This window comes from Mycobacterium sp. 1081908.1, from assembly GCF_001673535.1.
Lineage (GTDB): Bacteria > Actinomycetota > Actinomycetes > Mycobacteriales > Mycobacteriaceae > Mycobacterium.
Map to the genome: position 1 here is coordinate 42,322 of NZ_LZLY01000089.1, position 25,834 is coordinate 68,155.

26 protein-coding genes and 2 pseudogenes are annotated in these 25,834 nt (G+C 68.3%); 10 read left to right on the plus strand and 18 right to left on the minus strand.

The annotated features are described in order from the left end of the window. Positions 1-21: 21 nt before the first annotated feature. Positions 22-318 carry a hypothetical protein gene (locus tag A5655_RS27865; protein ID WP_156764841.1) on the minus strand — a complete coding sequence of 99 codons (297 nt, stop codon included), beginning with the start codon at positions 316-318 and terminating at the stop codon, positions 22-24. 60 nt (positions 319-378) lie between these two features. On the opposite strand from A5655_RS27865, the gene A5655_RS12860 reads away from it, so the two are divergent. Continuing rightward, positions 379-876 (plus strand): hypothetical protein, encoded by a 498-nt coding sequence (locus A5655_RS12860; RefSeq protein WP_067010674.1) that lies wholly within the window; start codon positions 379-381, stop codon positions 874-876. Between the two features lie 26 nt (positions 877-902). Beyond that, positions 903-1,250, plus strand: coding sequence for an SHOCT domain-containing protein (locus A5655_RS12865; RefSeq protein WP_067010565.1), 348 nt, complete (start codon positions 903-905; stop codon positions 1,248-1,250). Positions 1,251-1,265: 15 nt separating this feature from the next. On the opposite strand, the pseudogene A5655_RS12870 reads toward A5655_RS12865, so the two are convergent. Then, positions 1,266-1,532 (minus strand): annotated as a pseudogene (locus tag A5655_RS12870) (oxidoreductase); the annotation flags it as partial. A 238-nt stretch (positions 1,533-1,770) separates the two neighbouring features. On the opposite strand from A5655_RS12870, the gene A5655_RS27135 reads away from it, so the two are divergent. Next, positions 1,771-2,565: a PE family protein gene (locus A5655_RS27135; protein ID WP_082978626.1), complete on the plus strand. Its 795-nt coding sequence runs from the start codon at positions 1,771-1,773 to the stop codon at positions 2,563-2,565. Between the two features lie 150 nt (positions 2,566-2,715). On the opposite strand, the pseudogene A5655_RS27140 reads toward A5655_RS27135, so the two are convergent. Further along, a pseudogene (locus tag A5655_RS27140) lies at positions 2,716-2,999 on the minus strand (SDR family oxidoreductase); the annotation flags it as partial. A 33-nt stretch (positions 3,000-3,032) separates the two neighbouring features. Here A5655_RS27140 and A5655_RS12875 point away from each other — a divergent pair. Then, positions 3,033-3,884, plus strand: a complete 852-nt coding sequence (locus tag A5655_RS12875) for a DMT family transporter (protein ID WP_067010568.1) — start codon at positions 3,033-3,035, stop codon at positions 3,882-3,884. A gap of 1 nt (position 3,885) precedes the next feature. On the opposite strand, the gene fadD1 is transcribed toward A5655_RS12875, so the two are convergent. Genes fadD1 through A5655_RS12920 form a run of 9 tightly spaced genes read right to left on the minus strand, consistent with a single transcriptional unit; the run spans position 3,886 to position 12,885 of the window. After that, positions 3,886-5,463, minus strand: coding sequence for a fatty-acid--CoA ligase FadD1 (fadD1, locus tag A5655_RS12880; protein WP_067010571.1), 1,578 nt, complete (start codon positions 5,461-5,463; stop codon positions 3,886-3,888). Next, entirely contained in the window at positions 5,460-7,058 is a 1,599-nt protein-coding gene (locus A5655_RS12885) for an NAD(P)/FAD-dependent oxidoreductase (RefSeq protein ID WP_067010574.1), read from the minus strand. Before A5655_RS12885 ends, fadD1 begins: the two co-directional genes overlap by 4 nt. After that, on the minus strand, positions 7,055-8,047 hold the full coding sequence (locus A5655_RS12890) for an alpha/beta hydrolase (RefSeq protein ID WP_231999148.1): 993 nt from the start codon (positions 8,045-8,047) through the stop codon (positions 7,055-7,057). The genes A5655_RS12885 and A5655_RS12890 overlap by 4 nt, the downstream gene beginning before the upstream one ends. Beyond that, positions 8,044-8,448 (minus strand): Zn-ribbon domain-containing OB-fold protein, encoded by a 405-nt coding sequence (locus tag A5655_RS12895; protein WP_067010577.1) that lies wholly within the window; start codon positions 8,446-8,448, stop codon positions 8,044-8,046. Before A5655_RS12895 ends, A5655_RS12890 begins: the two co-directional genes overlap by 4 nt. A 1-nt stretch (position 8,449) precedes the next feature. Beyond that, the gene (locus A5655_RS12900; RefSeq protein WP_067010581.1) at positions 8,450-9,652 is read right to left on the minus strand and encodes a thiolase family protein; all 1,203 of its coding nucleotides are present in this window, start codon (positions 9,650-9,652) and stop codon (positions 8,450-8,452) included. Continuing rightward, positions 9,649-10,095 (minus strand): MaoC family dehydratase, encoded by a 447-nt coding sequence (locus A5655_RS12905; RefSeq protein WP_067010583.1) that lies wholly within the window; start codon positions 10,093-10,095, stop codon positions 9,649-9,651. Before A5655_RS12905 ends, A5655_RS12900 begins: the two co-directional genes overlap by 4 nt. A 7-nt stretch (positions 10,096-10,102) precedes the next feature. Further along, positions 10,103-10,603 carry a MaoC family dehydratase N-terminal domain-containing protein gene (locus A5655_RS12910; protein WP_067010585.1) on the minus strand — a complete coding sequence of 167 codons (501 nt, stop codon included), beginning with the start codon at positions 10,601-10,603 and terminating at the stop codon, positions 10,103-10,105. Next, on the minus strand, positions 10,596-11,717 hold the full coding sequence (locus A5655_RS12915; protein WP_067010587.1) for an acyl-CoA dehydrogenase family protein: 1,122 nt from the start codon (positions 11,715-11,717) through the stop codon (positions 10,596-10,598). The genes A5655_RS12910 and A5655_RS12915 overlap by 8 nt, the downstream gene beginning before the upstream one ends. Beyond that, positions 11,707-12,885 carry an acyl-CoA dehydrogenase family protein gene (locus A5655_RS12920; protein WP_067010588.1) on the minus strand — a complete coding sequence of 393 codons (1,179 nt, stop codon included), beginning with the start codon at positions 12,883-12,885 and terminating at the stop codon, positions 11,707-11,709. The genes A5655_RS12915 and A5655_RS12920 overlap by 11 nt, the downstream gene beginning before the upstream one ends. Before the next feature lie 160 nt (positions 12,886-13,045). On the opposite strand from A5655_RS12920, the gene A5655_RS12925 reads away from it, so the two are divergent. The 5 genes from A5655_RS12925 to A5655_RS28280 all read left to right on the plus strand — a co-directional run bounded on the left by A5655_RS12925 (position 13,046) and on the right by A5655_RS28280 (position 16,344). Continuing rightward, positions 13,046-13,654, plus strand: coding sequence for a TetR/AcrR family transcriptional regulator (locus A5655_RS12925; RefSeq protein WP_067010590.1), 609 nt, complete (start codon positions 13,046-13,048; stop codon positions 13,652-13,654). After that, on the plus strand, positions 13,651-14,478 hold the full coding sequence (locus A5655_RS12930; protein WP_067010592.1) for a hypothetical protein: 828 nt from the start codon (positions 13,651-13,653) through the stop codon (positions 14,476-14,478). The genes A5655_RS12925 and A5655_RS12930 overlap by 4 nt, the downstream gene beginning before the upstream one ends. Positions 14,479-14,592: 114 nt before the next feature. Next, entirely contained in the window at positions 14,593-15,102 is a 510-nt protein-coding gene (locus A5655_RS12935; protein ID WP_231999149.1) for a carboxymuconolactone decarboxylase family protein, read from the plus strand. A 2-nt stretch (positions 15,103-15,104) separates the two neighbouring features. Beyond that, positions 15,105-16,079 carry a hypothetical protein gene (locus tag A5655_RS12940; RefSeq protein ID WP_067010596.1) on the plus strand — a complete coding sequence of 325 codons (975 nt, stop codon included), beginning with the start codon at positions 15,105-15,107 and terminating at the stop codon, positions 16,077-16,079. Between the two features lie 100 nt (positions 16,080-16,179). Beyond that, positions 16,180-16,344: a hypothetical protein gene (locus tag A5655_RS28280; protein WP_197508680.1), complete on the plus strand. Its 165-nt coding sequence runs from the start codon at positions 16,180-16,182 to the stop codon at positions 16,342-16,344. Positions 16,345-16,468: 124 nt separating this feature from the next. Here A5655_RS28280 and A5655_RS12945 read toward each other — a convergent pair whose 3' ends face one another. Further along, entirely contained in the window at positions 16,469-19,195 is a 2,727-nt protein-coding gene (locus A5655_RS12945) for an FHA domain-containing protein (protein WP_231999150.1), read from the minus strand. Positions 19,196-19,399: 204 nt separating this feature from the next. Beyond that, on the minus strand, positions 19,400-20,434 hold the full coding sequence (locus tag A5655_RS12950) for an alpha/beta hydrolase (protein WP_156764842.1): 1,035 nt from the start codon (positions 20,432-20,434) through the stop codon (positions 19,400-19,402). A 155-nt stretch (positions 20,435-20,589) separates the two neighbouring features. Here A5655_RS12950 and A5655_RS12955 point away from each other — a divergent pair, with 155 nt between their 5' ends. Beyond that, positions 20,590-21,435: an SDR family NAD(P)-dependent oxidoreductase gene (locus A5655_RS12955; RefSeq protein ID WP_067010683.1), complete on the plus strand. Its 846-nt coding sequence runs from the start codon at positions 20,590-20,592 to the stop codon at positions 21,433-21,435. A 3-nt stretch (positions 21,436-21,438) separates the two neighbouring features. Here the strand turns inward: A5655_RS12955 and A5655_RS12960 are convergent, their stop codons facing one another. The 4 genes from A5655_RS12960 to A5655_RS12975 all read right to left on the minus strand — a co-directional run bounded on the left by A5655_RS12960 (position 21,439) and on the right by A5655_RS12975 (position 25,781). Beyond that, positions 21,439-21,942 (minus strand): isoprenylcysteine carboxyl methyltransferase family protein, encoded by a 504-nt coding sequence (locus tag A5655_RS12960; RefSeq protein ID WP_067010598.1) that lies wholly within the window; start codon positions 21,940-21,942, stop codon positions 21,439-21,441. A gap of 11 nt (positions 21,943-21,953) precedes the next feature. After that, entirely contained in the window at positions 21,954-22,979 is a 1,026-nt protein-coding gene (locus A5655_RS12965) for a type III polyketide synthase (protein ID WP_231999151.1), read from the minus strand. Positions 22,980-23,148: 169 nt separating this feature from the next. Continuing rightward, positions 23,149-23,472: a hypothetical protein gene (locus tag A5655_RS12970; protein WP_067010600.1), complete on the minus strand. Its 324-nt coding sequence runs from the start codon at positions 23,470-23,472 to the stop codon at positions 23,149-23,151. A gap of 74 nt (positions 23,473-23,546) precedes the next feature. Then, complete coding sequence (locus A5655_RS12975) at positions 23,547-25,781, minus strand: molybdopterin-dependent oxidoreductase (protein ID WP_156764843.1); 2,235 nt, start codon at positions 25,779-25,781, stop codon at positions 23,547-23,549. Positions 25,782-25,834: the final 53 nt, after the last annotated feature.

Genomic DNA, 25,834 nt, shown 5'->3' on the forward strand with positions numbered 1-25,834 from the left:
TTGGGTCAGGAAGCCCGGACACTACGGATTCTGCGGAGCCGGCGCGTTGTGTTGATTTGCGCCCGCGGTCCCCGGACGCGGGTGCGGCGTGGGGCAGGTGCGGTGCGGGATGCAGCCACAGTTGAGGCCGACGATGCAGGCGCCGCCGCCAGCGGGCCGCACCGAAATCGCGCCGCCGCCCGTGGGCGCGACACTCGACGGCGGGGCCGTCGCGCCGCCCCTCGACTCGTCGGCACCGGTAACACCCAAACCGGCCGCAAGCACAAGCGCGGCGCCACCGCAGACCGCGGCCGCCGCCCTGCCCACGCGAATCGTCACGGAATCGACTGTAGTTTCTTGTCGCGGGGCGCGCACAGCGACACGGACAGGCGGTGGCCGATGAAAACCACGCGAATCTCGGGGCTTTGGCCGGGGCTGCTGTGCGGCGCCGCCGCGGGGGCCGCCGGTACCACCGCGCTCAACGTGATCACCTATCTGGACATCGCGGTGCGGGGACGCCCGACGAGCTCGACGCCCGAACGGACCGTCGAAGCGATGGCGCGATTGTTCGGCGTGACGGTGCCGGGAAGCGGTGACGTCTTGGCCAACCGGCTGCTCGGCCTCGGCGCGCTGACCGGCTACGCCGCGGGCATCGGGATGGGCGTGCTCCTCGGGCTGGCCTACGCGCTGGGCTGGCGCCCGGGCCTCTTGGTCGCCACGCTGGTCGCGACGGCGATCGCCCTCATCGGCACCAACGGGCCCATGACCGTGCTCGGCGTGACGGACCCCCGAACCTGGGGCGTCGTCGGGTGGATCAGCGATTTGATTCCGCACTTCGGATACGGGGTCGTCACCGCCCTGGTGTTGCATTATCTGTGCCGCAGTTGGGATCGGTAGCCACCTGCCCGGTTTCCACTTGCGCCATGAAGACGAAGACCGCAGTCCTGTTGTCCGGCGCGCTCATCGCCCTGCTGTTGCTCGCGCGCTACTTCGCGCTGAGCCGGGCGGGCCTGCCGCTGGGGTGGATGCTCTACCTCGGCCTGCCGATCACCGCGGGCGGTGTGCTCTTCGCGCTGCGACTGATCAACCTCGGATCCGGATGGGGCGCCCGGGACACCAGGCCGCCCGCGCATCCGATAGCGCATTCGTATCCGCAACCGCCGGTGCCGGTTTCCGAGCGCTTCAGGGAACTCGAGGCGCTGCGCGAGGACGGCGCGATCTCCGACGCCGAGTACAGCGCGAAGCGCGCCCACATCATCTCGGAGTTGTGAGGGGCCTTTGGGTCGCTAACCCTGGACGGTTGGGCGGATAGCGATCTCACCAATCCCGACGTCGTGGGGCTGTTCGATCGCGAATGCAACGGCGCGCGCCACCGCCGCAGGTGGGAGGCCGAAGTCGTTCATGGTGGTTCGGATCTGCTCACGCTGCGCGGCATCGTCGATGGAACCGTCGAGCTCGGTGTCGACGAATCCCGGTGATATCGAAGTGGTTCGGATGACGCCATCGGTCGACTCTTGGTGCAGGCCTTCCATGACGGTACGTACGGCATTCTTCAAGCTAGTCGGATTGATGCAACAAGGCATGATTGAAGTGCAACGGGATGACTATCCGGCGACAGGTTGAATCGGGCCGCCCCTACTCTCCACCACAGGCGGCCCCGGCTAAGTTCCCTAGTCGGATCACAGACAATAAGTCAAGAAATAATTGCAACTCATACAATTCGCATAGTAAATTGACTCACCCGGGGGTAAGGGCGAAGGCGCCGCGGACTGTTCGACAGAGGAGTCGACTATGTCGTCCCTGACCATCACGCCGGACCTCGTGACCGCAGCGAGCGGGAACTTGGAGACCTTACGCTCGGCGCTCCGTAGCTCCTACGCGGCGGCGGCCGGCCAAACAACCTCGATCACAGCCCCGGCCGCTGATGAAGTGTCGGCGGCAATCACGACACTTTTTAATACAAGCGCCCAGGAATTTCAGAGCCTCAGCACGCAGGTGGCGGCCTTTCACGATGCATTTGTGAATCTGTTGAGCGGCGGAGCTGCGCAGTATGCGAGCGCCGAGGCCGTAAACGCTCAACAGACGTTGGTGAACGCGGTCGGTACTGGTCAGGTGGCCGCGGCCAACGCCGCGGCCACCTTCGACCTGACTCCCATTGTGAACGCCGCTAATGTCGCTTGGAATACTTTTGAAGATGGGGTGAAAGCAGAGGCGAAGAGTTTAGGGATAGATGCGGCGGTAGAGAACGTCGAAGGCGCCTTTGGCTTCGAAGACACGGGCTGGCAAGTCACCGCTTCGAGAACTGCTGACAGTGGGACACTGACCGGGGGTAGAACCGTGACACTAAACCCTCACACACTCTTCGGCGACGGACCGACCGTGACGGTGGCTTCGGTTCAGGCCACCGGGACCGTGAGTGCTTCCGGAAGCTTTGGAAAAGTATTTATGGACTTCTTCGGTATCACCTCAACGTTTACCGGGAGCGCTGCACCGGGGAGTCCACCCTCATTTTCATTTACGCCCGGACCGAACCCTTTTGAAAACGCCTTCATTTCACAGGAGCAGATAAATCAATCCAAGTTTTAGATATAGTCAAGCAGTTCAACCTGCAGCCGTCTAGTGCGGCTCTGGGACTCCCAACTTGGTGGCAACGTTTCCGATTTCCTGAACTTCAGTCGGTTTCGGTTCTTAGCAGGCCGCCAACCGCTAAGTCGCCGCTAACCGACGTAGAAGTCAGTGGCCGCGGCCCTGTCGGCGGAAAACCGGTAGCGCCGCGGCGATGCCGTGCAGCACCCCGCGCAGATTGACGTCGATCATCGCCGACCACCCGTCGACGTCGAGCGAATGACGACGGCTCCCCCGGCATCGCGAATCTCGCGCGCGATCTCCTCGAGGCGCTCGACGCGACGCGCACCGAGGACAACGCTGGCGCCGCGCTCGGCGAGCAGACGCGCGGTTGCCTCCCCTATCCCGCTGCTTGCGCCTGCGATAGCGACAACTTTGCCCTCGACGCCAATCATCGAAGAATCCCTTCGTCTCGTATTGTCTAGTCCGTGCTCATCGGGTTCCTGCTCGCGCTGGGTTGCTCGGTGTGCTACGGCACCGCCACGGTATTGCAGGCGGTGGCAACGCGGTCGGTGGAACCCGCCAGCAAGTCGGGCGTCGACGCGGTCCTGCTGATCCGGGCCGTCCGGCAGTGGCGCTATCTCGCCGGTATCGGCCTTGACGTGCTCGGTTTTCTGCTTCAGGTGGTGGCGCTGCGGTTGGTGCCGATCTACGTCGTCGCGGCGGCGCTGGCCGCGTCCATCGCGGTCACCGGGCTCGTGTCCGCGTGGGTGCTTTCGGCGCGGCTGTCGCGGACGGAGTGGACGGCGGTCGCGGTGGTGTGCGTGAGCCTCGTCGTGCTCGCATGCGCGGCCGGCCCGGGACACTTTCGTCGCGCACCGGCCGGACTGGGTTGGGCGCTGATCGGTGTGGTGGCCGCGATTTTTCTCATAGGCGCGGCGGCGGGCCGACTACACGATCGGGCGCGGGGGCTTGCGCTCGGACTTTGCGCCGGAAGCGGATTCGGTGTCGTCGAGATCGCCGTGCGGCTGATGGATGTCGTGGACCCGACCAAAACCGCCTTCTACACGCAGCCGGCCCTCTACGCGGGCGCGGGCGGCGGGGTCGCGGGATTCCTGCTGCTGACCTCCGCCCTGCATCGCGGTTCGGTGACGACGACGGTGGCGGCCATGGTCGTCGGTGAAACGATCGCCCCCGCGATCGTGGGTGTCGTCTGGCTGGGCGACTCCGCCCGCGACGGCCTCGGCTGGCTGGTGATCGCGGGATTCGTTGTGGCGGTGTGCGGAACGCTGGTGTTGGCGCGGTTCGGCGAGGCGCCCACGCCCGCCGAGGCCGGCTGAGTCAGGGCGCCACGCGGTACGTGGTGCCGCGCGCGTCGCGTGTCCATAGCACCCCGCCCTGCGCGGTGACGCCGGCTGCGATCAGTTCCCGTTTGAGGATCTTGTTGGTGGCCGTCGCGGGCAGGTCGTCGTTGATGCGCACGTATCGGGGCCACGCCTTGGGCGACAGGTCGGGCTGCGAGGCGAGGAACTTCTCGAAATCGGCTGGGTCTAATGGGGTTTCGTCACGGAGGACCAGGGCCGCCATCACCTGGTCGCCGACCCGCTCGTCGGGCACGGCATAAACCGCGACCTGACCGACCTGCGGCAGCCGTTCCAGGATCCGCTCGATCGGCGCCGCGGCCAAGTTCTCGCCGTCCACGCGCATCCAATCCGCGGTGCGCCCGGCCAAATAGATCCAGCCGTCGCAGTCGCGGTAGGCCAGGTCGCCCGACCAGTACATGCCGTGCCGCATGCGCTCGGCCGTCGCGGACGGGTCGTTGTAGTAGCCGGTGAACGGCCCCGCGCCCTGGGTGTTGACGAGCTCGCCGACCGCTTCGTCGAAGTTGGTCAGCGCGCCGTGCTCGTCGAACCGCGCGACCGCGCACTCCTGCAACGTCTTCGGGTTGTAGATGCTGACCCCCGGGTAGGGCTTGCCGATCGAACCGGGCGGGGCGCCGTCCTCGCGCACGACGATCACCGCGAACTCGCTGGAGCCGAAGCTGTCGATGACCCGGCATCCGAAACGCCGTGCGAATTCGTCGATGTCGCGGTCGGTCGCCTCGTTGCCGAACGCGACGCGCAGGGAGGTGTCGGCGTCGTCGGGGCGTTCGGGGGTGGCCAGGATCAGCGCGAGCGGCTTGCCGACGTAGTTCACGTAGGTCACCCCGTAGCGGCGCACGTCGTCGACGAAGCGCGACGGCGAGAACTTGGCCGGCACCATCGTGGCGCCGCTTCCGACGGCGACCGCCCACCCGGCGGCGATGCCGTTGGAGTGAAACAGCGGCATGGACAGGTAGCAGACGTCGTCGGCCGTGACGTCGTACTGCCAGATCAGGCTGGTCCCGCACATGATCGCCATGCCGTGCGCGAATCGCACGGCCTTGGGGTCGCCGCTGGTGCCGGAGGTGAAGATCATCATCAGGGTGTCCGCGGCGGTGACCTCGCGGTGGGCAACGAGGGCCGGGGCCGCGGCCACCGCGTCGGCGTACCGCGTCGAGCCCACGTCGATGACTTGAATCCCGTTGAGCGCCAACCCGTCCAGCAGGCGCTGGTGTTCGTCGTCGACGAGCAGGATCTGGCAATCCGAGCGCCGGACATCGGCGAGCAGCCCGGCGCCGCGCCGGGTGGTGTTGATCCCGCACAACACGTAGCCGCCCAGCGCGGCGGCCGCCATGGCGCGAAGCATCGCCGGCGAGTTGGTGAGCAGCGCACCGACGTGCAGCGGACGCGCCGGGTCGGCGAGGCCGATCAGCGCGGCCGCCTCCGCCTCGGCCTCGGCCAGGTGTTGGCGCCAGGTCCATGTCTGCTCGCCGTGGGCAACCGCGGGAGTGTCGTCGTTGCGGCGCTGCCGCAGCAGCTGCTGCACTGTCTCGGTCATCGCGTGGTCAGCACCAGCCCGGCGTAGTTCTTGGCCGCCACTGCGTCGCAATGGCGCCGGTAGTTGCCGAATCCCCCGGCGTAGGGCATGAATACGCGTTTCTTGCCCTCGATGTTGGCGCCCAGGTACCACGACGACGCGGCCCGGGGGAACAGGGTTTGGTCGGCGGCCCGCGCGACGTGGTGGGTCCATGCCTCGGCGGCGTCGCGGCGCGGCTCCACCTCGCTCAGGCCGAGGCGGCGGGCCGTCAGCACCAGCTCGATCACCCAGTCGATCTGCACCTCGGCGTGCAGCACCATGTTGGCCAGCACCGACGGGCTGCCCGGCCCGCTGATGGTGAACAGGTTGGGCAGGCCCGGCACCATCAGGCCGAGAAACGTCAGCGGTCCGTCGGCCCAGACGTCGCGCAACCGCACGCCCCGGGGACCGCGGGGGTCTATCCGGGTCAGCGCTCCGGTCAGCGCGTCGAAGCCGGTCGCAAAGACCAGCACGTCACACGGGTAGGTCGCTTCGCTGGTTCGCACGCCCTCGGGGGTGATGGAGTCGATGGGCTCGCGGCGCAGGTTCACCAGCCGGACGTTGTCACGGTTGAACGTCGCGTAATAGCCTGCGTCGGTGCAGATCCGCTTGGTCCCGATGGGATGGTCGACCGGGATGAGATCGGCGGCGACGACGGGATCGTGCACGATTTCCCGGATGCGTTCCTCGGCGAATTCCCTCGCGATGTCGTTGGCCGCCGGGTCGCTGTTCTGGTCGGGGAAGGTCTTGGCGAACAGCACGCCGCCCTCGCGCCAGCGCCGCCACAGGGCGTCGACGCGCTCGTGCGGTTCGGTGTCGACCGCCTTCTTGTGGTAGGTGCCGTGCGGCGTACCCGCCGACGCGTAGGCCGAGAGCCGGCGGCGCTCCGGGTAGTCCTCCCGGATCCGCTGCTGTTCCTCGGGAGACCACGGGCGGTTGGGCATTGGGATGCTGTAGTTGGCCGAGCGCTGGAACACCACCAGCCGCTCGGCCTCGGCCGCGATGAGCGGAACCGCTTGAATGCCGGACGAACCCGTGCCGATCAGCCCCACCCATTTGCCGCGCAGGTCTGGATCCTCGCTCGGCCACTCGGCGGTGAAGTAGACGTCGCCGGCGAAGTCGTCGACGCCGGGGATGTCGGGGCGGTTCACCGCGGACAGGCAGCCGGTCGCGCAGAGCAGAAACCGCGCCGCGTGCGCCTGACCATCGGCGGTGCTCACGTGCCAGCGGCCGTCCTCCTCGTCGAAGTCGGCGCCAACCACGTCGACGCCGAACCGGTAATGGCGGCGCAGGTCGAACCGGTCCGCCACGTGGCGTAGGTACGCCAGGATCTCTGGCTGCGCGGCGAAGCGTTCGGTCCAGGTCCAGCTCTGCTGCAGCTCCTCGTCGAATGAGTATGAGTAGTCGACGCTTTCGACGTCGCACCGCGCGCCCGGGTAGCGGTTCCAGTACCAGGTGCCGCCCACGTCGGCAGCCGCCTCGATGCCGAGCACCGACAGGCCCGCTAAGGCCGCCCGGTGCACGGCATACAGGCCGGCGAACCCCGCGCCGATGACGATGACGTCGGAATCGGTCATGTCGACTCGCAAAGGCTCGACAGCAGCAGCCCGCGCAGGTCGGCGCATATCATTTCGCGCGCCGAGGCCGCCGGCGGAAAGGACTGAATCGACATGAACCCGTGGAACAATCCGGGGAAATCGCGATGCACGACCGGTACCCCGGCGCCGCGCAGGCGGTGCGCGTAGTCGCATCCCTCGCTGTGCAGCGGGTCCAGCCCCGCGGTCGCGATCACCGCGGGCGGCAGGTCCTTGTGAGAATCCGCCCGTGCCGGCGCCACCAGGTAGGGCGGGTCGACGAGCCTGTCGGCGCCGAGGTATTGCCGCCAATACCACTGCATCGCGGCCCGGGTGTTGAAGTATCCGGTGCCGTAGCGGTGATAGCTGTCCGTTTCGAACGACGGGTCGATGGCCGGGTAGAGCAACACCTGGGCGGCCGGGCGGGCGACCCCCCGTTCGCGGCACAGGATCGCGGTGACGGCCGCGAGATTCCCGCCGGCGCTGTCGCCGGCGACGGCCGTTCGCGCCGGGTCGATGCCAAGCCCGGCCGCGTGTTCGATCACCCAGCAGAACGCCGCGAAAGCGTCGAGCGCCGCGGCGGGCGCGGGGTGCTCGGGGGCCAGGCGGTAGCCGACCGACACGACGACGGCCTGGCTGCCGCGGGCGAGGGCGCGACAGAAGCCGTCGTGAGATTCGATGTCGCAGAACACGAATCCGCCGCCGTGGTAGAAGACGATCCCCGGGCGCCGGGCCGACGGCTCACCGTGCGGGTGGTAGATCCGCGCCGGGATGGCGCCCGCGGGGCCCGGGATCGCGTGGTCGATGGTGTCGCGGACGTCCCCGACGTTGTCGACCGGCACCCGTCGTTCGGCCACGGCGGCGCGCGCCTGCGCTCCGGTCATCGTCTCGACGCGGGGGAATCCGGCGTTCAGTTCGCCCAACATCGCCCGCACGACACCGTCGATGGGGTCGTCCATGTGGGCCTCCGCCCGCACCGGCGCGCCGGTCATGCCGGCCGGTATTTCAGCAGGGTCATTCCGCTGTCAAGATCGTAGAACACGGGCGTGACCCGCATCCCGATCCGAATGTCGCCCGGGTCGACGTCCACCAGCTCGGTGCTGATCCTCGGCCCGGCGTCCCACTGGACCACCGCGGGCAGCTGCGGCACCGCGTCCGCCCAGGGCGGGCCGGTGGGCCGGCGCGCCACGGTGAACGTGTACAGCGTTCCCGCGCCGTCGATTTCGCGCCACTCCAGGTCGTCGGCGAGCGACCCGGGAGCCAGGGTGCGCGGGTAGAAGACGTGGCGTCGCAGCGAGGGCGAGTACTGCACCAGGATCCGGTGCTGCGCCAGGGCGTCCCAGAAGGGGCGGGAGACCGGCGTGGGCTCGGGCACGGGGTATTCGGCGGTCACGCTAGTCCCCCCGGATCAGCAGCGCGACCTGCTCGCTCATGATCCCGCCGTTGCCGGTGATGAACCCGACGTCGCAGTCGGGCACCTGCGCGTCGCCGGCCCGGCCCATCACCTGGCGCGCGCCGTCGACGACGTGGTGCATGCCGCCGGCCATCCCGGCCTGGCCGAAGGACAGTTGACCGCCCGCGGTGTTGAGCGGAAAGTCGCCGCGGTAGGTCAGATCGCGGTCGGTAATCCAGGACATGCCTTGGCCTTTGGCGCAGAACCCCGCGTCCTCCAGGCTCATCAGCACGGTGATGGTGTAGCAGTCGTAGATCGACGCAACGTCCACATCGGATCGGCTCAGCCCCGCCATCGCGAACGCCGTGTCGGCGGCGCGCGCGATGGGCGTGCGCAGCAGGTCATCGGCGTAGGTCGGGGTCTTGAATGCGATGTGCTCGCCGAATCCCGTGATCCACACCGGGCGGTGTCGGCTTCGCCGCGCGAGGTCGGCGTTGGCGACGAGGACGCCCGCTCCCCCGTGCACCCGCATCACGGTCTCGAGCATGTGGATGGGATCGGCGATCATCGGGCTGGAGAGAACGTCGTCCACCGTGATCGGGGTCCCGTGGAACACCGCGCCCGGATGCGCGCACGCGTTGGCGCGCTGGTCGACCGCGATCTTCGCGACGGCGGCGGCGTCATAGCCGAATTCGGCCGCGTAGCGCTGGGCGATCTGCGCGTAGGGGGCGTTCTGGCCGACGTTGCCGTAGGGAATCTCGAACTCGGCTTGTGGCGATCCGTAGGAGTTCGACGACGCCCCATACCAATTCGGCGCGGGCGGCGGGCGCCGTTCGGATTGCGGCACGGAGGCCGATCCCGGGACGACCGCCAGCGCCGCGTCGCAGATGCCGAGCTCGACGGCGGCCGCCGCGCGCCACACCATCCCCGCCGATGTGGCACCGCCCAGATCCACTCGCTCCCCGAAATCCAACGGCATGCCGAGGTATTCGCACAGCGTGGCCGGCGCGAACATGGCCGATTCGGCCACACCGTGGGTGAGCAGGCCGTTGACGCATGCCGGGTCGACGCCGGCGTCCTCGATGACCAGCTTCGCCAACAACGCGTACTGGTCGAGGGTGAACTGTGGCGGCCCGCTCGGACGCTTTTCGGCGGGCAGCTCGGCGATCCCGATGATCGCCGCCTCGCCGCGCAGGCCCGTCACGGCCGCGTTCCGCGTCGGGGCAGCTCGACGGTCGCCGTGCCTGGCATCAGCACGGTGTCGTCGCGGCGCCCGGCGATCTCGAGATCCAGGAGCCCCGCGCCGTTCTCGGTGAGCCGCTTGCCCGTGACCTCCCCGCCGAAGCTGAGCGGTTGGCCGGGGTATGCGACGGCCCGGTTCTGCACCGAGAAGGACACCAGCCGGCCGCGTCCGCCGATCCAGTCGCCGATCGCGCGGGCCAGCAGCGCGGCCTGCAACGGGCCGTGGACGAGCACGTCGTCGTAGCCCTCGACCGTGCGGGCCCACTCCTTGTCGTAGTGGATGCGGTGGCCGTTGTACGTGGACGCGCTGAAGAAGAAGAGCTGCGTCTCGTCGACGGTGACGGTCAGGGTGGGCATCCGGTCGCCCACCGCGACGTCCTCGTAGAACACCTGCCGGCCTTCCATGGCGCTCCTAGGGTCGCGCGATCATCGACGTCGACGCTTCGGCGACGAGGTCGCCGTGCTGGTTGCGGTACACGGTGTGCCAGGTGACCAGCACGAATCTTCCCGAGCGGCCCTGCTTTTCGACGATGGACTCGATCGTTCGCGTCATCTCGATCTCGTCGCGGTGGTAGGCGGGCAGGTGGAAGGTGAAGCTCTCGCCGCCGGCCATCCGTTTGGGGGCCCGCGGAAACGCGAGGCTGCCCGAGGCCGCGCCGGAGGATCCGTCGGGGCGCAGCCCGTCCAACCTGGTGACACCGAGGACCGCGTATTGAAGGAACAGCGGGGGGCAGACGATGTCGCGAAAACCGTTGGCCCGGGCGTACTCCGGATCGAACCACAACGGGTTGTGGTCGCCGATCGCGGCCGCCCAGCGCTGCCAGTCGCGCCGGTTCACCTCGCCGGTGGCGGACGCGGCGACGGTCCCCACGCGCGACGCCGACTCGGCGTCGATCAAGGTGTCCTCAGTCATCGGCGTCCGCCTCCAGGGTCGCTTCCAGCCAGGCCGCGGCGACGTCGGCCCCGCCGCCGAGCGTGGAGCCCAGCCGCGCCCGTTCGCTCCACAGGTGCAGGTCGGTTTCGGTGACATAGCCCATGCCGCCGTGCAATTGGTGGGCGTCCAGGGTGATCAGCCGGGCCGCGGTGGCGGCGTGCATGCGTGCGATCGCGGTTTGCCGGGTGGCCACGTGACCGCGCGCCAGCCAGAAGACCGCGGCGTGCGCGGCCAGGCGCGCCGCGGCAAGGGCGATGTGCATGTTGGCGATCAGGTGCTGGGCCGCCTGGAACGACGCGATCGGGCGGCCGAACTGGTGACGCAGCTTGGTGTATTCGACCGTGCGATCCAGCACGGCCTGCCCGACCCCGACCAGGTCGAGGGATCCCAGCGCCACCGCGGTGTTGGCGACGCGCCGCAGACCCCGCCGGTCGACGTCGCCGAGCAGCGCGCCGGCATCGACGGCCACGCCGTCGAAGCGCACCGTGCACGCCCGGTGCCCGCCGGCCATGGCGAGCGGGCCGACGGTCAGGCCGCTCGCGTGCGCGTCGGCGACGAAGGCCAGCATGCGCCCGCCGGCCGCGGCCGACACCACGACGACGTCGGCGAGGTCGGCGTCGGGGACGTAGTCCACCGTGCCGGTGAGCCGCCAGCCGCCGCTCGAGTCGGGTTCGGCGCCGAGCACCGGCGCGGTGGCGGCGGCGTCGCGCGCATTCCACAACGCGGTGGTGCCGCGAAGGCTGCCGTTCGTCAGCCGCGGCAGCCACTCGGCCTTGGCGCGTTGCGGCCCAAGCTGATCGATCGCCACCACGGCCCCGATCGTGCTGTGCGCCGTCGTCGGGCACAGAGCGCGTCCGGCCTCGGTGTAGAAGACGGCGAGATCTTCGACGGAGCCCCCGGAGCCGCCGTGCTCCTGGGCGACGGCCAGCCCGAAGACGCCGGCGTCGGCCAACGCCTTCCACAGCGCGGGGGTGCTCCGGTCCGCGCCGGGTTCGTTCAGGCCGCGCACCAGGCCGATCGGGCTCTCCGCCGACAGCAGCGCGCGCAACGTCGCGGCGAACTCACGCCGCTCGGCGGTCGGCCTAACGTCCATACGACGGCATCCCGTGCCCGCGCTGGGCGATGATGTCGCGCAGCACTTCGTTGGTGCCCCCACCGAAACGCATCAACGGGGCGGCCCGGTAGAGCCGTTCGAACTTGCCGCCCAGCGGCGCGTCGGGGCCGCGATGCGCCAGCAGGCCGTCCGGCCCCAGCAGATCGAGCGCCAATTCGGCGATGCGCTGGCGCAATTCGCTGGTGAAAACCTTCTCCACGCTTACCTCGACGGTCGGGATGACGCCGCCGTCCAGGATCGAGGCGGCCTCGTAGCCCATCAGCGTGGCCGCCTCCACGTCGGCCTCCGCCCGGGCCAGGCGGCGGCGCAGCGCCGGATCGTGCGCGGGCACCGTCCCGTCGCGCCGCGGCCGTCGCGCCAGTTCGCGCAGGTCGTCCACGGCGCGGCGCAGATCGCCGGCGTTGGTCAGCGCGCCGCGTTCCAGGTCGAGGGCGCCGGTGATGTAGGTCCAGCCCCGGTTGACTTCGCCGATCAGGTTGGTGACCGGGACGCGCACGTCGCGGAAGTGCACCTCGTTGGTGCGATAGCCCGACCACGCGTAGAGCGGGCGGATCTCGACGCCCGGGCTGTCGATCGGCACGATGATGACCGAAATCCCGCGATGGCGCCCGGCATTCGGGTCGGTGCGCACGCACAGCCACTCGTGGGTGGCGCGCTGGGCGCCGCTGTTCCAGATCTTGGTGCCGTTGATCACCCATTCCTGGGCCTCGAGGGTCGCGCGCGTGCGCAGGTTGGCCAGGTCGGTTCCCGCATCGGGCTCGGAATAGCCCACGGCGCAGCTCATTTCGCCCTTGGCGATCAGCGGCAGCCATTCGGCCTTGTTCTGCTCGGTGCCGTGCCGCATGATCATCGGCGCCACCGAGGTGACCGTCAGGTCGGGCCCGGGCACTCCCCAATATTCGAACTCGCTCATCAGCAGGTGCTGATGCACGGCGCCGAGGCCCAGCCCGCCGTACTCCCGCGGCCAGTTCAGCCCGAACCAGCCCTTCTCGCCGATCTTGCGACGAAACCGGGCCACCTCGCCGCCGGGGAATTCCAGGTCGTGCTTCGCCAGTTCGGCCCGCAGTTCCGCGGTGACGTGCTCCTGGAGGAATTCACGAACCTCGGCCAGCCAGGCGCGTTGCCCGGCGTCGAGTTCGAAATCCATCCCGGCCCCTTTGCCCCAGATGAGGTCATCTGCCCCCTCAGTGTGCTCAGCCGCCGTCGTCACCGCCAGATGCCCGTTCCATTGACCGGTCCGCCGTTCCCGGAATGCTCGCTGACGGGCGTCATTGACGGGCGTCAGCGGGAGGGGTAGTTTCGCGGGCATGCCTTCGCCGACGCCGGTCACGAGCGCGCGGGAGGCCCAGCGGCTGCAGACGCGGGCCCGCCTGTTCGACGCCGCGGTGGCCGAGATCGAGCGGTCGGGGTTGGCGGGCACCGACGTCGCCGCCATCGCTTCGGCGGTCGGGGTGGCGCGGGGCACGTTCTACTTCCATTTCCCGACCAAGGAACACGTCCTGGCCGAGCTGGAACGCGACGAAGAGTCCAAGATCGTGGCGATGCTGGCCACCGAGGCCAGCCCGCCCGGCGACCTGAGATCGATGCTGACTTCGCTGGTGCGCCAGGTGCTTGCGGCCGAGGAGCGGCTGGGGCCGGTGGTCTTCAGGGACATGCTCGGGCTGCACTTCTCGGCGACGCGCCCCATCGAGGACGAGCTGGGCGGGCACCCGCTGGCCGAGTTCGTCATCGCCGCGATCGCCGAAGCGCAGGCCGCGCAGCGGGTGTCGCCGGACGCGGACGCGGGCGAACTCGGCGTCATCTTCCTGACCGGGCTGTTCGCATTGCTCGTCACCGCAGCAACGGAGCCCCGGTCACGTGCGGCGCTCCTGGACCGATACGTCAAGACCATCGTCAACGGAATGGAGGCGTCATGACGACCAGCACGGCCATCGAGGGCTATCGGGAATTTCTCACGCGCCGGGACGGCGACGCCGACCTGCTGCATCGCCGGCTTTCCAGCCGCGAGGAATTCTTTGGGTCGCTGGAGGCCAATCCGGTTCGCTCCAGCCGGCCCATCGATCAGCGCGTGTTCCTGCGAAATCTGCGCCGACGCCGACCCGAGGCCGGGCTCGCTCCCGAGATGCTGTTCCTGTTGGCCACCGCGAAACTCAACCAGGCGGAGCGATTCGGCGTGGACCTCGGCGATACCTACGGACGGATCGGCGGCGCCGACCAGCCCCCCGAGCGGGTGTATCTGGCGCTCGAGGAGCACTACCACACCCGGCTGCTGAGCTACGTGCTGGACATGTTCGGTCTGCCGTTCCAGGTCGTGGTGCCGCCGTTCGTCATGCGGCAATTCGTCAAGATGGAAGTCTTTCTGCCCGAGCGAATCGGATTCCCATTCGTGGGCGCCGGGGAAATGGCGGGCTGCATCATGTTTGACGAGTTGCGCCGGGTCGGCGTCGAGTTGTTCTCCGACGAGCCGGAGGTTGCCGCAAGGATCGACCGGCTTTACACCGAGATCCTCACCGACGAGCTTGGCCACGTCGGCTACTGCGCCGCGCGCTGCACCCGCCCCGAACGGGCGTTAATGCGTTGGCTCTACCCGCTTTTCGGGCGGCTGTTCGCCCGGCAGACCGCTGAGATCAGCCTGCTCACCGATCCCGCGAAGCTGAACGCCCGGTTGCGTGAACCCTTCGACGTCGACGGACTGGCCGCCGGCGTGCCCAACGAGACCTTCGTCGCCGTGCGCCCCTGAGCCGTTTCGCCGACCATCCTGTTTCGCGCTCGGCGCCGCGGCAATCCTGACGGGATGAATGACGGATCAGATTTCGGCACGTTTGGTCGGTTCGTTGAGACGCCGGTCGACGAGATGCCGCCGCAGATGAAACAGGCCTATGACTTCACCCGCGAACTGCGCGGGCTGGTCCCCGGTCCGCACAAGATTTGGCTCGCCAACCCCGCTCTGTCGAAGACGATAGTGCCGACCGGTGCCTACTTCCAGCGCGATTCGACGTTGACTAAGGCCGAGATCGAGATCGCGACCACCATCGCCACCGCCCGGTGGCGCAGCGCATACGCCAATTACGAGCACGAAATCATCGCCGGGCGCGACGGTCGCCTGGACCCACGGCGGGTTGAAGCGATCATCGCCGGCCTGCCGACATCCTTCGATGACACGCGCCAGCAGGTGGTCTACGAGCTGGCATCGGCGTTGGTCGCCGCGCGCGTCGTTCCGCTCGGCCTGTACCGGCGCGCCAGGGAGTTGCTCGGTGATGCGGGCATCGTGGATGTCGCGGTACTGCTCGGTTGGTTCACCATGGTGTGTATGACGCTGGGCGCCTTCGACGTTCCGGCAAACGCCCGGGGATTGGAGCAATAAGCATGGCCCTGCCCCCGCTGCCCACCGTCACGATGAAGCCCGTGGCACTCTTCCCGCAGCGGCACTTCCCGGAAAACCTCGCCGTGCGCGCCGACGGGTCGATTCTCGTCACCGATGTCGTGCACAAAGAACTCTGGTGGATTCCGGCAACGGAGTCCGGATCGGTCGCCGAACCGGTGCTGGTGCACACCTTTGATCACCCGGTCACCGGCATCGCGGAGGTGGCGCCCGACGTGTTCGTCGTCTGCCTTACCGAGGGCTACACGACTCATGAATCGCATTTGGCTCGAATCGATTTCAACGGATGGACGCCCGGTGCGCCGGTATCGCCCGAACTCGTCTTCACGTTCGATGCCCGCGTTCGCGCGCTCAACGGAAGTTGCGTACTCGGCCCGAACGTGCTGGCGATCGCGGATTGTTTCGCCGGACTCATCTGGCGCGTGGACCTCGCCGGCGCGACGGCCTGCATATGGCTCGCCGACGACACCATGGCCGACGATCCCGACAGCGGCGTGCCTCCACCGCCGCAGCCCGGCGTGAACGGCGTGCGATACGGGGCACAGACCGGTTACCTGTACTACACGTCTACCGCGCAGAAGGTCTTCATGCGAGTCCCCGTCGACTCCTCTACCCTTGATGCTGCCGGGCCAGCGCAGTTCGTCGCCGCGATCGACAACGCCGACGACTTCTGCCTCGACGAGGACGCCGGATTCGCTTACGTCACACGGCATCGCGCGAACACCATCGACCGGGTGCCGCTGGCGCCCCGGCACGGCAGCGAGGTCCGCCACATCGCCGGCGACCCGTTCGACGAAACGCTCGTGGGGCCGTCCAGCGCCGCGTGGGGGCGCGGCCCGCAAGACCACGGCCGCGTCGCCTACGTCACGACCGACGGCGGCACCACTGCTCCCCCGCAGGGCGTCACGCGCCCGGCCGCGCTGCTGCGCGTCGAGTTGAATTACCTTCACCAGATGTAAAAACGCTGTCAATCTCCCGTAAAAACGCTTCGCCGCAATCGCGGATCCGTGGCCGGGCTGCGAAAATCTTTCTCAGCCGCCACGCGTAGAGGAAGACGCCATGCCCACCCTTGAGACACGCCTCCGCCAGGAGTTGCGCGACTGCGCCCTTGAGTTACGGCAACTCGCCTACACGGTGCCGCACGGGGTCGGCGAGCATGCCCTGCTTCAGCTGTCGGACCGGATGCGTGCCGCCGCCGAACAGGTGGTCCGCAAGGGGGCCTAGGGCGTTACCCCACGGCTTTCGGTGTGAGCCCAGGGTTTCGCGTGTGAACCCGGGGCGGGAATATCGCGATTTCACCGCCCTGGCGACACACTGAAAGCCGCCAGCACACACCGAAAGCGGACGATCAGCCGCTCTTCAGACGAATCTTCCAGCGCACGAAGCCCAGGTACAAGCCGCTGAGCAATACCAACATGCCCATGTCGAACCACCACGCGCCGGCCGTGTGACGCCAGTGCGAGTCGTGCGGCACCGACGGGACTTTGTCCTGCAGGCTGAGCAGGTCAACGGTGGACGCCGACGAGGCGAAGCCCCATCTCGCCGGTGTGGCCCAAGCCATTTGGTCCAGGCCGATGCGATCGGTGACGGGAATCATGCCGCCGGAGAACACCAGCTGCGACATGACCGCCACGACGAGTAGGGGCATGATCTGTTCGTTGGACTTGGCGATGGACGACAGCACCAGCCCGAGCATCGCCGAGGCGACGGTCGTCATGGCGACGTCGACGAACAGCTCCAGGTTGGGAATGCCCAACGCCACGGCGCCCTGCGTCGGGCCGCCCTTCCCGACGATCGCGATGACGGTGACGATCGCGGACTGCATGACGGCGAACACCGTGTAGACGAACACCTTCGCCAGCAGGTACGCGGTGGTGGACAGGCCGACCGCCTGCTCGCGCAGGAAGATAGCGCGCTCGCCGATCAGATCGCGGATCGTCAGCGCCGTTCCCATGAAGACCGCGCCGACGTTCAGCAGCACCAGGATCTGCCCGGGCTCGGTGGGCGCGGCGCCCATCGGGTCGGGTCTGCCGAAGCCCACATCGCCGGGCACCGACATCGACAGCGAGCCCATGATGAACGGCAGCAGCGCCAGGAAGACGAAATAGCCGCGGTCGGACACGATCAACCGCACCTGCCGCCGCGCGATCGTGGAGAACTGCCGGAACAGGCTGGTGTGCGACGGGTCGCCGATTTCGGCCGGTTTCTCCGCCGGCGGTGGCGGCGGGGGCGGGCCCGTCCGCGCCAGGTAGCGTGCCTTGGCGCCGTCGGGATCGTTGGCGACCGTGCTGAAGATGTCGGCCCAGTTCGTGGTGCCCATCGCCGGACCGATCTGGCTCGGTGGCCCGCAGAACGCGGTCTTGCCGCCGGGCGCCAGCAGCAGCACCTGATCGCAGACGTCCAGGTAGGTCAGCGAGTGGGTGACCACGAGCACCACGCGACCGGCGTCGGCCAACTGCCGCAGCATGGTCATCACCTGGCGATCCAGGGCCGGGTCCAGGCCGGACGTCGGCTCGTCCAGGATCAGCAGCGACGGCCCGGTCAGCAGCTCCAGCGCCACCGACGCGCGCTTGCGCTGACCGCCCGACAGCTTGTCGACCCGGGTGTGCAGGTGCTGGGTCATCTCGAGCTCCTCGAGGACCCGGGCCACCACCTGGGCGCGGTCGTCCTTGGTGGTGTCCGGTGGCAGCCGCAGCTCGGCCGCATACATCAACGCCTGCTGCACCGTCAGCTGCCCGTGCACCACGTCGTCCTGCGGGACCATTCCGATCCTGCTGCGCAGCGAGGCGTATTCGGCGTGCACGTTGTGGCCCTCGAAGGCCACCGTGCCCTTGGTCGGGTGGGTGTAGCCGGCCACCAACCGGGCGAAGGTGGACTTCCCCGCTCCCGACGGGCCGATGACGGCGGTCAGGGTTCCGGGCTGTGCGCCCAGCGAGATGTCGTCGAGCAGGACCTTGTTGTTCTCAATCGTCCACGTCACCCCGCGCACGTCGAGGCCGCCGGTGCGCGTCGCGGTCGCGGTTTCGTCGCGGCGGGCCAGCGTGCCGCCGGCGAAAACCAGGTCGATGTTGCCGATCGTGACGACGTCGCCCTCGTGCAGCACGGCCGACTCGACGCGGGCGCCGTTGACGAAAGTGCCGTTGATGCTGCGGTTGTCGTGGATCTCGGTGCCCTGCGGCGTCGGGATCAGGGTCGCGTGGTGGCGTGATGCCAGCACCTCGGGAATGACGATGTCGTTGTCGTTGGCCCGGCCGATCTTGACCGCGCCGGGCGCCGACACCAACCCGGTTCGGCCGGGCCGCAGGATCTTCATCATCGACGTCGCGATGTTCGCGGCATCGGGGACGCGGCCCGTCTCCAGGCCGGCGGGCTCCGCGACGCGGCCGGTCTCGGACTCCGCCGGCGGCACTTGCATGGGCTGCGCCCGGTAGATCTTCGGCGCCTGCTGCGGTTCGCTGGGCGGTCCCGTCGGATGACCGCCGGTCGGCTGCCACGGCTGCGGGCCGGTGGCCGGATGGATCGGCTGCGGGCCGCTGGGCGGGTGAAGCGGCTGCGGCCCGCTGGGTGGATGGATCGGCCTGGGCGCGCTCGGCGGATGCGTCGGCGTGCGGAGCGGGGCCGACGGCGGCTGCTGCGGCTGGCCCGGCCAGGGCGTGCCGACCTGCTGCGGCTGGCTCTGGGACGCCGGGGCGCTCGGGGCGCTCGCGGTGTAAATCGGGATCGACGTGGTCAGGGGCGGGCGCCCGGCCGAACCCTGGTGGCGGCCGACTTCGAAGGTCAGCGCCGGGCCGTCCGGGTTGCCGATGTTGACCCGCAGGCCGTCCTGGATGTCGACGACGGGGACGCGACGGTTGTGGACGTAGAGCCCGTTGAGGCTGCCGTTGTCGACGGCGATCCATCGCCCCTGGTCGAAACGCACGATGAGGTGCGTCCGGGAGATCAGCGGGTGTGCGACGCGGACGTCCGCGCGAAGATCACGCCCGATCACGACGTCGGTGCCTGCTGCGAAGGTGCGCTCCGATCCCTCGTACCGCACGGTCAGCACTGGCGGGGCTGGTGGGCTCACGATGACCAACTGTATCGGCAGCGGGCCCGATTGCAGGCCAAGAAGTCGACGGCTTTCACGACGACGATGTGCCGGCCGAGAGACATCGGCGTGGGGCTGGACACGACCACGCCCGGTTGGCGGAATTCGCGGGAGGACCCTGCGTTGGGACCCGAGCAACGCGAATGACGGCCCGATACGGGCCGCCAAATGATTTCCATTCCTGAATGCCGGCTATCCCGCCGCCGCCGCGACGTAAGGCACCCGGCCGGCTCCCCCGGTGACTTCTTTGATGAAATCCCCGAGATATCGAATGGCCCGCCTGCCTTCCGGCAATACGTCGGCCGCCAGCGGGAAGTCGTGGATTTGGCCGTCCCACAAGTGAAGGTCGCAGCGAACCCCGCTGAATTGCAATCGTTCCGCCATGAGTTCGGCGTCGGGAAGCAACAATTCGTCGGAGCTGACGTGGATGGCGACGGGCGGCAACGAGGAAAGGTCAGCGTCAACCGGCGACTCGACGCGACGCGCGGACGTCCCGTCACCCCGCGGAACGCGCACCTCGCCGAGGTACCGGGCGAACATCGACAACGCCCCGCGGGTGAACATCGAGCACCGGCGGGCGTTGCGGTGCCGCAGCTTTCGGGTCGGATCCGCGTCGGTGAACGGCGAGATCGCCGCGATGCCGGCGGGCCTGGGCAGGCCGGCCCGGATGGCGGCGAGGGTGGTCATGAACGCGAGGTATCCCCCGGCCGAGTCGCCGGCCACCACCACCCGGTCCCCGTCGTAGCCGTGGTCCTGAAGCCAGCGGAGCCCGCACATTCCGTCTTCGATCGCGTCGGCGATCTGGTGCGATGGCAGCTTCCGGTATCCGACGGCCAGCACCGCGGCGTCCGCCGCTTTCGACAGACGGGTCACCAGGGATCGGTGCGTGTTGAGGCCACAGGTCAGGAACGCGCCGCCGTGCAGGTAAAGAATCGCGCGCTCGGACGAGACGCCCGGCGCGCGAACCCATTCGGCGGCACAGCCGTCAAGCCGTACCGGTTCGATGCTCGCCGAGGGAGGGACATGCTGCAGCAAACCCGCCAACTCGTCGACGTATCCCAGGGGCCAATGCAAATTCGGCTGAATGGCCCACGCGCGCACGACGTTCTTGACGATAAGCCGACTCGCCAATGACACCGCAAATGACTGCGGACTGTGCCGATGGTGCACCCGTCGACTCATTGCATGGCTTGGCAAGATGCGGCGTCGCTCTGGCTTCGTCAGCATTTGTATTCAACCTCCGTAGAGGTAAACCGGATACCCGCCGCAAATCGGGAAAAACGCCCGGCGAATCCCGGCAAATGTTGGCTTCCTCACTGTTTGGTGCGTGGGCGTGGTGGGTAATACCGCCGGCCCGCCCCCGAGTGCCGCAAGATATGGGCATGGGAGAGGCATTGCAGCCCGCCGCGCTGCTGGCCAACCGGGTCGCGGTGGTGACCGGCGGCGGCGGTGGCATCGGCGCGGCGACCGCGCGACTGTTCGCCCAGCACGGCGCCCGGGTGGTCATCGCCGACATCGACGCCGGCCTCGCCGAGCGCGTCGTCGACGAGATCACGGCGTCGGGTGGCTCGGGGCTGGCGGCCGTGACCGATGTCCGGGACGCGGGCCAGGTCGGCGCCTTGGCGCGGACGGTGCTCGATCGGTACGGCCGGGTGGATGTCCTGGTGAACAACGTCGGCCACTGGTTGCGGCACCCGGGCAATTTCGTCGACACCGACCCGCAGCTGTGGGACGACCTGTACCGCATCAACCTGCACCACGTCTTCCTCGTCACGCATGCCTTCCTGCCCGCGATGATCGAGCAGCGGGCGGGCGCCGTCGTCAACGTGTCCTCGGTCGAGGGGTTGCGCGGCTACCCGGAGGATCCGGTCTATGCCGCCTTCAAGGCCGCGGTCATCCACTTCACTCGCAGCCTGGCGGTGCAGGTGGGCCGCGACGGGGTGCGGGTCAACGCGATCGGCCCCGATGTCACCGAATCGCTGCAGGTGCCCTACTCGCAGTGGCTCTCGGCGGACGAGCAGACGCAGTGGCCGCAATGGGTGCCGGTCGGACGGATGGGGCTGGCCGAGGACCAGGCACGGGTGATCCTTTTCCTCGCCTCGGAGCTGTCGGCGTTCGTCACCGGCCACACCATCCCGACCGACGGCGGCACCGGCGCGGCGGGCGGCTGGTACCGGTCGTCGCGCCGGGCCGGCCGGGAGTGGACGAATCGTCCCGTCGCGCCCTGATTGCTAGGCGTAACCCAACGCGGCGTTCTCGGCGCGGATCCGCACCGTGAGCACCAGGGCATTCGCCGCGCTGAACACGATCGCGGTCAGCCACGCCGAATGAACCAGCGGCAGCGCGGCGACCTCCGCCGCGACGGCGGTGTAGTTGGGGTGACGGACCAATCGGTACAGCCCGTCGGAGACCAGCGGCGCACCCGGGAGCACGATGAGCCGCGGATTCCAGCGCTTGCCGAGCACCGCGACACACCGCCAGCGGATCACGGTGCTCAGCACCACGACGCCGAGCATCGGCCATCCCAGCCACGGGACGAACGGGCGGCCCATGGCCCACACCTCCACGACGCACGAAACCAGAAGCAGCGCATGCATGCTGACCATCGCGGGATAGTGGTCGCGTCCGAACTCCTTGCCTCCGTGCGCGAATGACCACTCGGCGTTTCGCCGGGCGACCGCGAGCTCGACGAACCGCTCGGCTCCGATCGCAAGGATGAACAGGTAGTAGTACATGGTTTAGCCCCTCACCACTGCAGGAGCAGCAACTCGAAGCTGAAGCCGGGCCCCATCGCGAGCATCACCCCGAGGGATCCCGCCGCCGGCGGCTCGGCCACCGTCCGGCGCAGGACGTCAAGCACCGACGCCGACGAGATGTTTCCGTTCTCCCGCATGGAATCGCGGCTGTGGGCCAGCGATTCCGGCGCGAGACCCAACGCGTTTTCGATCGAATCGAGCACCTTCGGACCACCGGGATGGCACACCCACGTCGAAACGTCTGCGATGGACAAATCGTGCTCGCTCAGGAAGCCGTCGACCTCCGCGCGCAGATAGTCGTCGGCCATCTTCGGGACGTCGCGGGACATCACCAGCTGGAAGCCGCTGGAGCTGACATTCCAGCCCATGACGTCGACGGTCTCGGGAATGACGCGGCTGCGCGTCGCCAGGACACGCGGACCCCGATTTTCGTTGCGAACCGGCCTGATTCGGTCGGCACCGACGGCTACCACCGCGGCCGCCCCGTCGCCGAACAGCGACACGCCGATCAGGGCCGGGATCGAGGTGTCGTCCCGTTGCAGCGTGAGCGAGCACAGCTCCACCGACAGCAGCACGGCCACATCCCCCGGGTAGCCGCGCAGGTAGTCGTGCATGCGAGCCATGCCGGCCGCGCCCGCCACGCAGCCCAGCCCGAACAGGGGCATGCGTTTGATGCTGGGCCGCAACCCGATTCGAGACATCAACCGCGCGTCGATGGTCGGCACCGCTATCCCCGTGCTGGAGACCATCACGATGGCGTCCACCTCGTGGGGCTGAATCTCCGCCGCGGCCAGCGCCTTCCGTATTGCCCGCTCCCCCAGGTCGACGGCGACCTCGAGGTAGGCGTCGTTCGCCTCGGTGAATCCGCTCAGCTTCGGGTAACGCGACAGCGGCAGCGCGAGGCTGCGCTGGTCGACCCCCGTGGTCTGCGCGAAACGCATGAAACCCGGCTCCGAGAACTCGGTGAGCTCGCGCGCCACCTCTTCTTGGTCGTAGCGGTTCGGCGTGAAGGCCACCGCGGTTCCCGCGATGCGCGGGGCCCCTCGCCCGTGAGCGGCGGCAAGGTTCGCCGATGTGGAATACGTTGTTGCAGTCATACCCACCCGACGACGGCCGGTACGTCAACGGTTCACCCGATGCGGGCTGAGGTGAGCCGAAACACAATTCGAACCGCTGCGGAAATGTTCAGTTTCCGGGGACCGACAGGGCGGCCTGCTGCTCAACCTGTTGCCCCTGCTGCTCGGCTTGCTGGGCTTCCTGGAGGTCGGATTGCTCTTGCTCTTCGGCCTGTTGCTCCGACTGTTGAATCTCCTGCTGGATTTGCAGCTGCTGCTGCAGTTGGGCTTCGTCGTCGTCGCTATCCGTGGCGAAGGTTCGGTCCGCCAAATGCATCGGCACGCCAACTGTTTTCGTGACTTCAGCTTGCGCCGTGTGGAACAACGCCAGCGTCGCGAACGTCGCGGCCCCGGTGAAAAACGTTTGAGCCAGCACCATCTGCCTGCTTGCCATCCCGCCATGCTGCGGGATGGTGTTCGCAGCGCGCTGGATCGCTGTTATCGATCAGCTGTGAGATCGCGCGATACTCAAACCGTTTGCGCGGGCCGAAACCGGGCTTGATCGTCGATGATCGTCACCGGTATGCCGTTGAGGGCGCCGTTGCCCGAGGGTTCGTCGAGGAACGTCGGCGGGGACAGCACGTTCGTGTTGGCGCCGGGTGAACCGTTGGCCACCGACATGCGGGTGCCCGGCTTGCCATGCCCCCAGCCGTGCGGCATCGACACGACGCCGGGCTTGATCGCATCGGTGACCTCGACGGGCACTTTGATCTCGCCGGTGTCGGACTTCACGGTGACGACGTCGCCGTCGTCGACTCCGCAGCGGGCCGCGTCGTCGGGGTGGATCAGCAGGGTGCACCGGTCCCTGCCCTTCATCAGCGCGGGCACGTTGTGCATCCAGGTGTTGTTCGATCGCAGGTGGCGGCGGCTGACCAGGACCAGCGGCTCGGGCGGCCGCTCCATGCGCGCCGCGAGCCGCGGCAGGTCGTCGAGCAGGTATTGCGGGGCGAGGTGGATCTTCTTGTCGAGGGTGCCCAGGATGTCGGGCAGCTGCGGCACCATCGGCCCGAAGTCGATTCCGTTCGGGTTCGCCTTGAGCATGTCCAGCGTCAGGCCGCCCGGGTTCTTGCCGTACTGGTCCCCGAAGGGCCCGGTGCGCAGCGTGAGGTCGAGCATCCGTTCCGGGCCGCCGTGATCGTAGAGCTTGCGGATCTCCGCACCGTCGACTCCCTGGGTGAAGGCGAGGTAATCGAAGAACCCGTCGTCGATCGCGGCGACGTCGACGTCCTCGGCGGGTGTCCCGGTGCACAGGCCGGTCAGCCGGATCAGGATCTCCCATTCGTGCGGGCGATCGCCGGGATCGAACACCGGCGCCGAGTAATTGGCGATGCTGTGGATCGCGAAGAGCAGGATCAGGTCGTCGTGATGCGGCTGCTCGAGCGGGGACAGCCCGGGCAGGATCACGTCCGCGTGCCGCGTCGTCTCGTTGAGCCAAAGGTCAACGGAGATCATCGCTTCCAGCATCGGCAGCACCTCGACGAGCTTGTCGCCGCCGGGTGTAGATAACACCGGGTTGCCGGCAACCGTGATCAGCGCCTTGAGCTGGCCGTCGCCGGGTGTGGCGATTTCTTCGGCCATGCACGACACCGGGGCCTGCCCGAGCACCTCCTTCGCGCCGCGCACCCGGGTGCGCCAGCGGCCGAACTCCGCCAGGCCGCCCTCCAGACCCGGCAGCGGCTGCGTGGTGATCGACCAGGCCGCCGGCTTGGGGAACATCGCTCCGCCCGGGGTGTCGAAATGGCCGGTCAGAATGTTTACCACGTCGACCAGCCAGCTGGCCAGGCTGCCAAATTCCTGATTGCACAGGCCGATTCGCCCATAGACGACCGCTCTCTCCGTGCCGGCGAGTTCGCGGGCCAGCCGCCGAATGCGGTCTTCGTCGATCCCGGTGACGCCACTCACCCGCTCCGGCGGCCACTCCGCGGCGACCCGGCGCATCGTGTCGAGGCCGTCGACGTGCGGGCCGGCATCGACCAGGCCTTCGTCGAAGAGGGTGTGCGCGACGGCCAGCAACAGCGCCGCGTCGGTGCCCGGAACGATCGGAAGCCACTCGTCGGCCTGGGCCGCGGTCTGGGTGCGCACCGGGTCGATGACGATCACCTTGCCGCGCTTGCGAATTCCGTTGATCAGGCCCATCACGTCGGGCGCGGCCAGCAGCGAACCCTGCGACGCGGCGGGGTTGGCGCCCATGATCACCATCAGGTCGGTGCGCTCGATGTCGGGCACGGGGAAGTTCCACCAGAGGCCGTACATCAAATGCGACGACAGGTTCTTCGGCCACTGGTCGACCGTGCCGGGCGAATACGTGACCGGCATGCCGGACATGCCCATCAGCACTCCCGCGTAGCGGGCGAGCGAAAACGAGTGCGCCAGCGGGTTACCGGTATAGGCGGTGACCGCGCCGATGCCGTAATTTTCGATCACCGGCGTCAGCAGTTCGGTGCAGCGACGAAACGCCGCGTCCCAGCTGACCTCGTGCCACTGCCCGTCGACCTTGATCATCGGGCGGCGGATGCGGTCCGGGTCGTCGTGCACCGCGGCCAGCGATACGCCCTTCGGGCACAGGTGGCCCCGGCTCCAGACGTCGTCGCGGTTGCCGCGGATGCTGGTGACTTTGCCGCCCTCGACCTGAATTTCCAAGCCGCACATGGCTTCACACAGTGGGCAGGTGCGCAGGTGCCTGCCGTCATCGCCGGTCGTCACCCACCCACTGTATTCCGCTACTGGCCGTAGCGGAAGTAGCATCTTGCAGAAGG

Coding starts and splice junctions, on each gene's coding strand:
- A5655_RS12860 (WP_067010674.1), top strand. CDS start 379: ATGAAAACCACGCGAATCTCGGGGCTTTGGCCGGGGCTGCTGTGCGGC.
- A5655_RS12865 (WP_067010565.1), top strand. CDS start 903: ATGAAGACGAAGACCGCAGTCCTGTTGTCCGGCGCGCTCATCGCCCTG.
- A5655_RS27135 (WP_082978626.1), top strand. CDS start 1,771: ATGTCGTCCCTGACCATCACGCCGGACCTCGTGACCGCAGCGAGCGGG.
- fadD1 (WP_067010571.1), bottom strand. CDS start 5,463: ATGACCGAGACAGTGCAGCAGCTGCTGCGGCAGCGCCGCAACGACGAC.
- A5655_RS12885 (WP_067010574.1), bottom strand. CDS start 7,058: ATGACCGATTCCGACGTCATCGTCATCGGCGCGGGGTTCGCCGGCCTG.
- A5655_RS12890 (WP_231999148.1), bottom strand. CDS start 8,047: ATGACCGGCGCGCCGGTGCGGGCGGAGGCCCACATGGACGACCCCATC.
- A5655_RS12905 (WP_067010583.1), bottom strand. CDS start 10,095: ATGGAAGGCCGGCAGGTGTTCTACGAGGACGTCGCGGTGGGCGACCGG.
- A5655_RS12910 (WP_067010585.1), bottom strand. CDS start 10,603: ATGACTGAGGACACCTTGATCGACGCCGAGTCGGCGTCGCGCGTGGGG.
- A5655_RS12915 (WP_067010587.1), bottom strand. CDS start 11,717: ATGGACGTTAGGCCGACCGCCGAGCGGCGTGAGTTCGCCGCGACGTTG.
- A5655_RS12920 (WP_067010588.1), bottom strand. CDS start 12,885: ATGGATTTCGAACTCGACGCCGGGCAACGCGCCTGGCTGGCCGAGGTT.
- A5655_RS12925 (WP_067010590.1), top strand. CDS start 13,046: ATGCCTTCGCCGACGCCGGTCACGAGCGCGCGGGAGGCCCAGCGGCTG.
- A5655_RS12930 (WP_067010592.1), top strand. CDS start 13,651: ATGACGACCAGCACGGCCATCGAGGGCTATCGGGAATTTCTCACGCGC.
- A5655_RS12935 (WP_231999149.1), top strand. CDS start 14,593: ATGCCGCCGCAGATGAAACAGGCCTATGACTTCACCCGCGAACTGCGC.
- A5655_RS12940 (WP_067010596.1), top strand. CDS start 15,105: ATGGCCCTGCCCCCGCTGCCCACCGTCACGATGAAGCCCGTGGCACTC.
- A5655_RS28280 (WP_197508680.1), top strand. CDS start 16,180: ATGCCCACCCTTGAGACACGCCTCCGCCAGGAGTTGCGCGACTGCGCC.
- A5655_RS12950 (WP_156764842.1), bottom strand. CDS start 20,434: ATGCTGACGAAGCCAGAGCGACGCCGCATCTTGCCAAGCCATGCAATG.
- A5655_RS12955 (WP_067010683.1), top strand. CDS start 20,590: ATGGGAGAGGCATTGCAGCCCGCCGCGCTGCTGGCCAACCGGGTCGCG.
- A5655_RS12960 (WP_067010598.1), bottom strand. CDS start 21,942: ATGTACTACTACCTGTTCATCCTTGCGATCGGAGCCGAGCGGTTCGTC.
- A5655_RS12970 (WP_067010600.1), bottom strand. CDS start 23,472: ATGGCAAGCAGGCAGATGGTGCTGGCTCAAACGTTTTTCACCGGGGCC.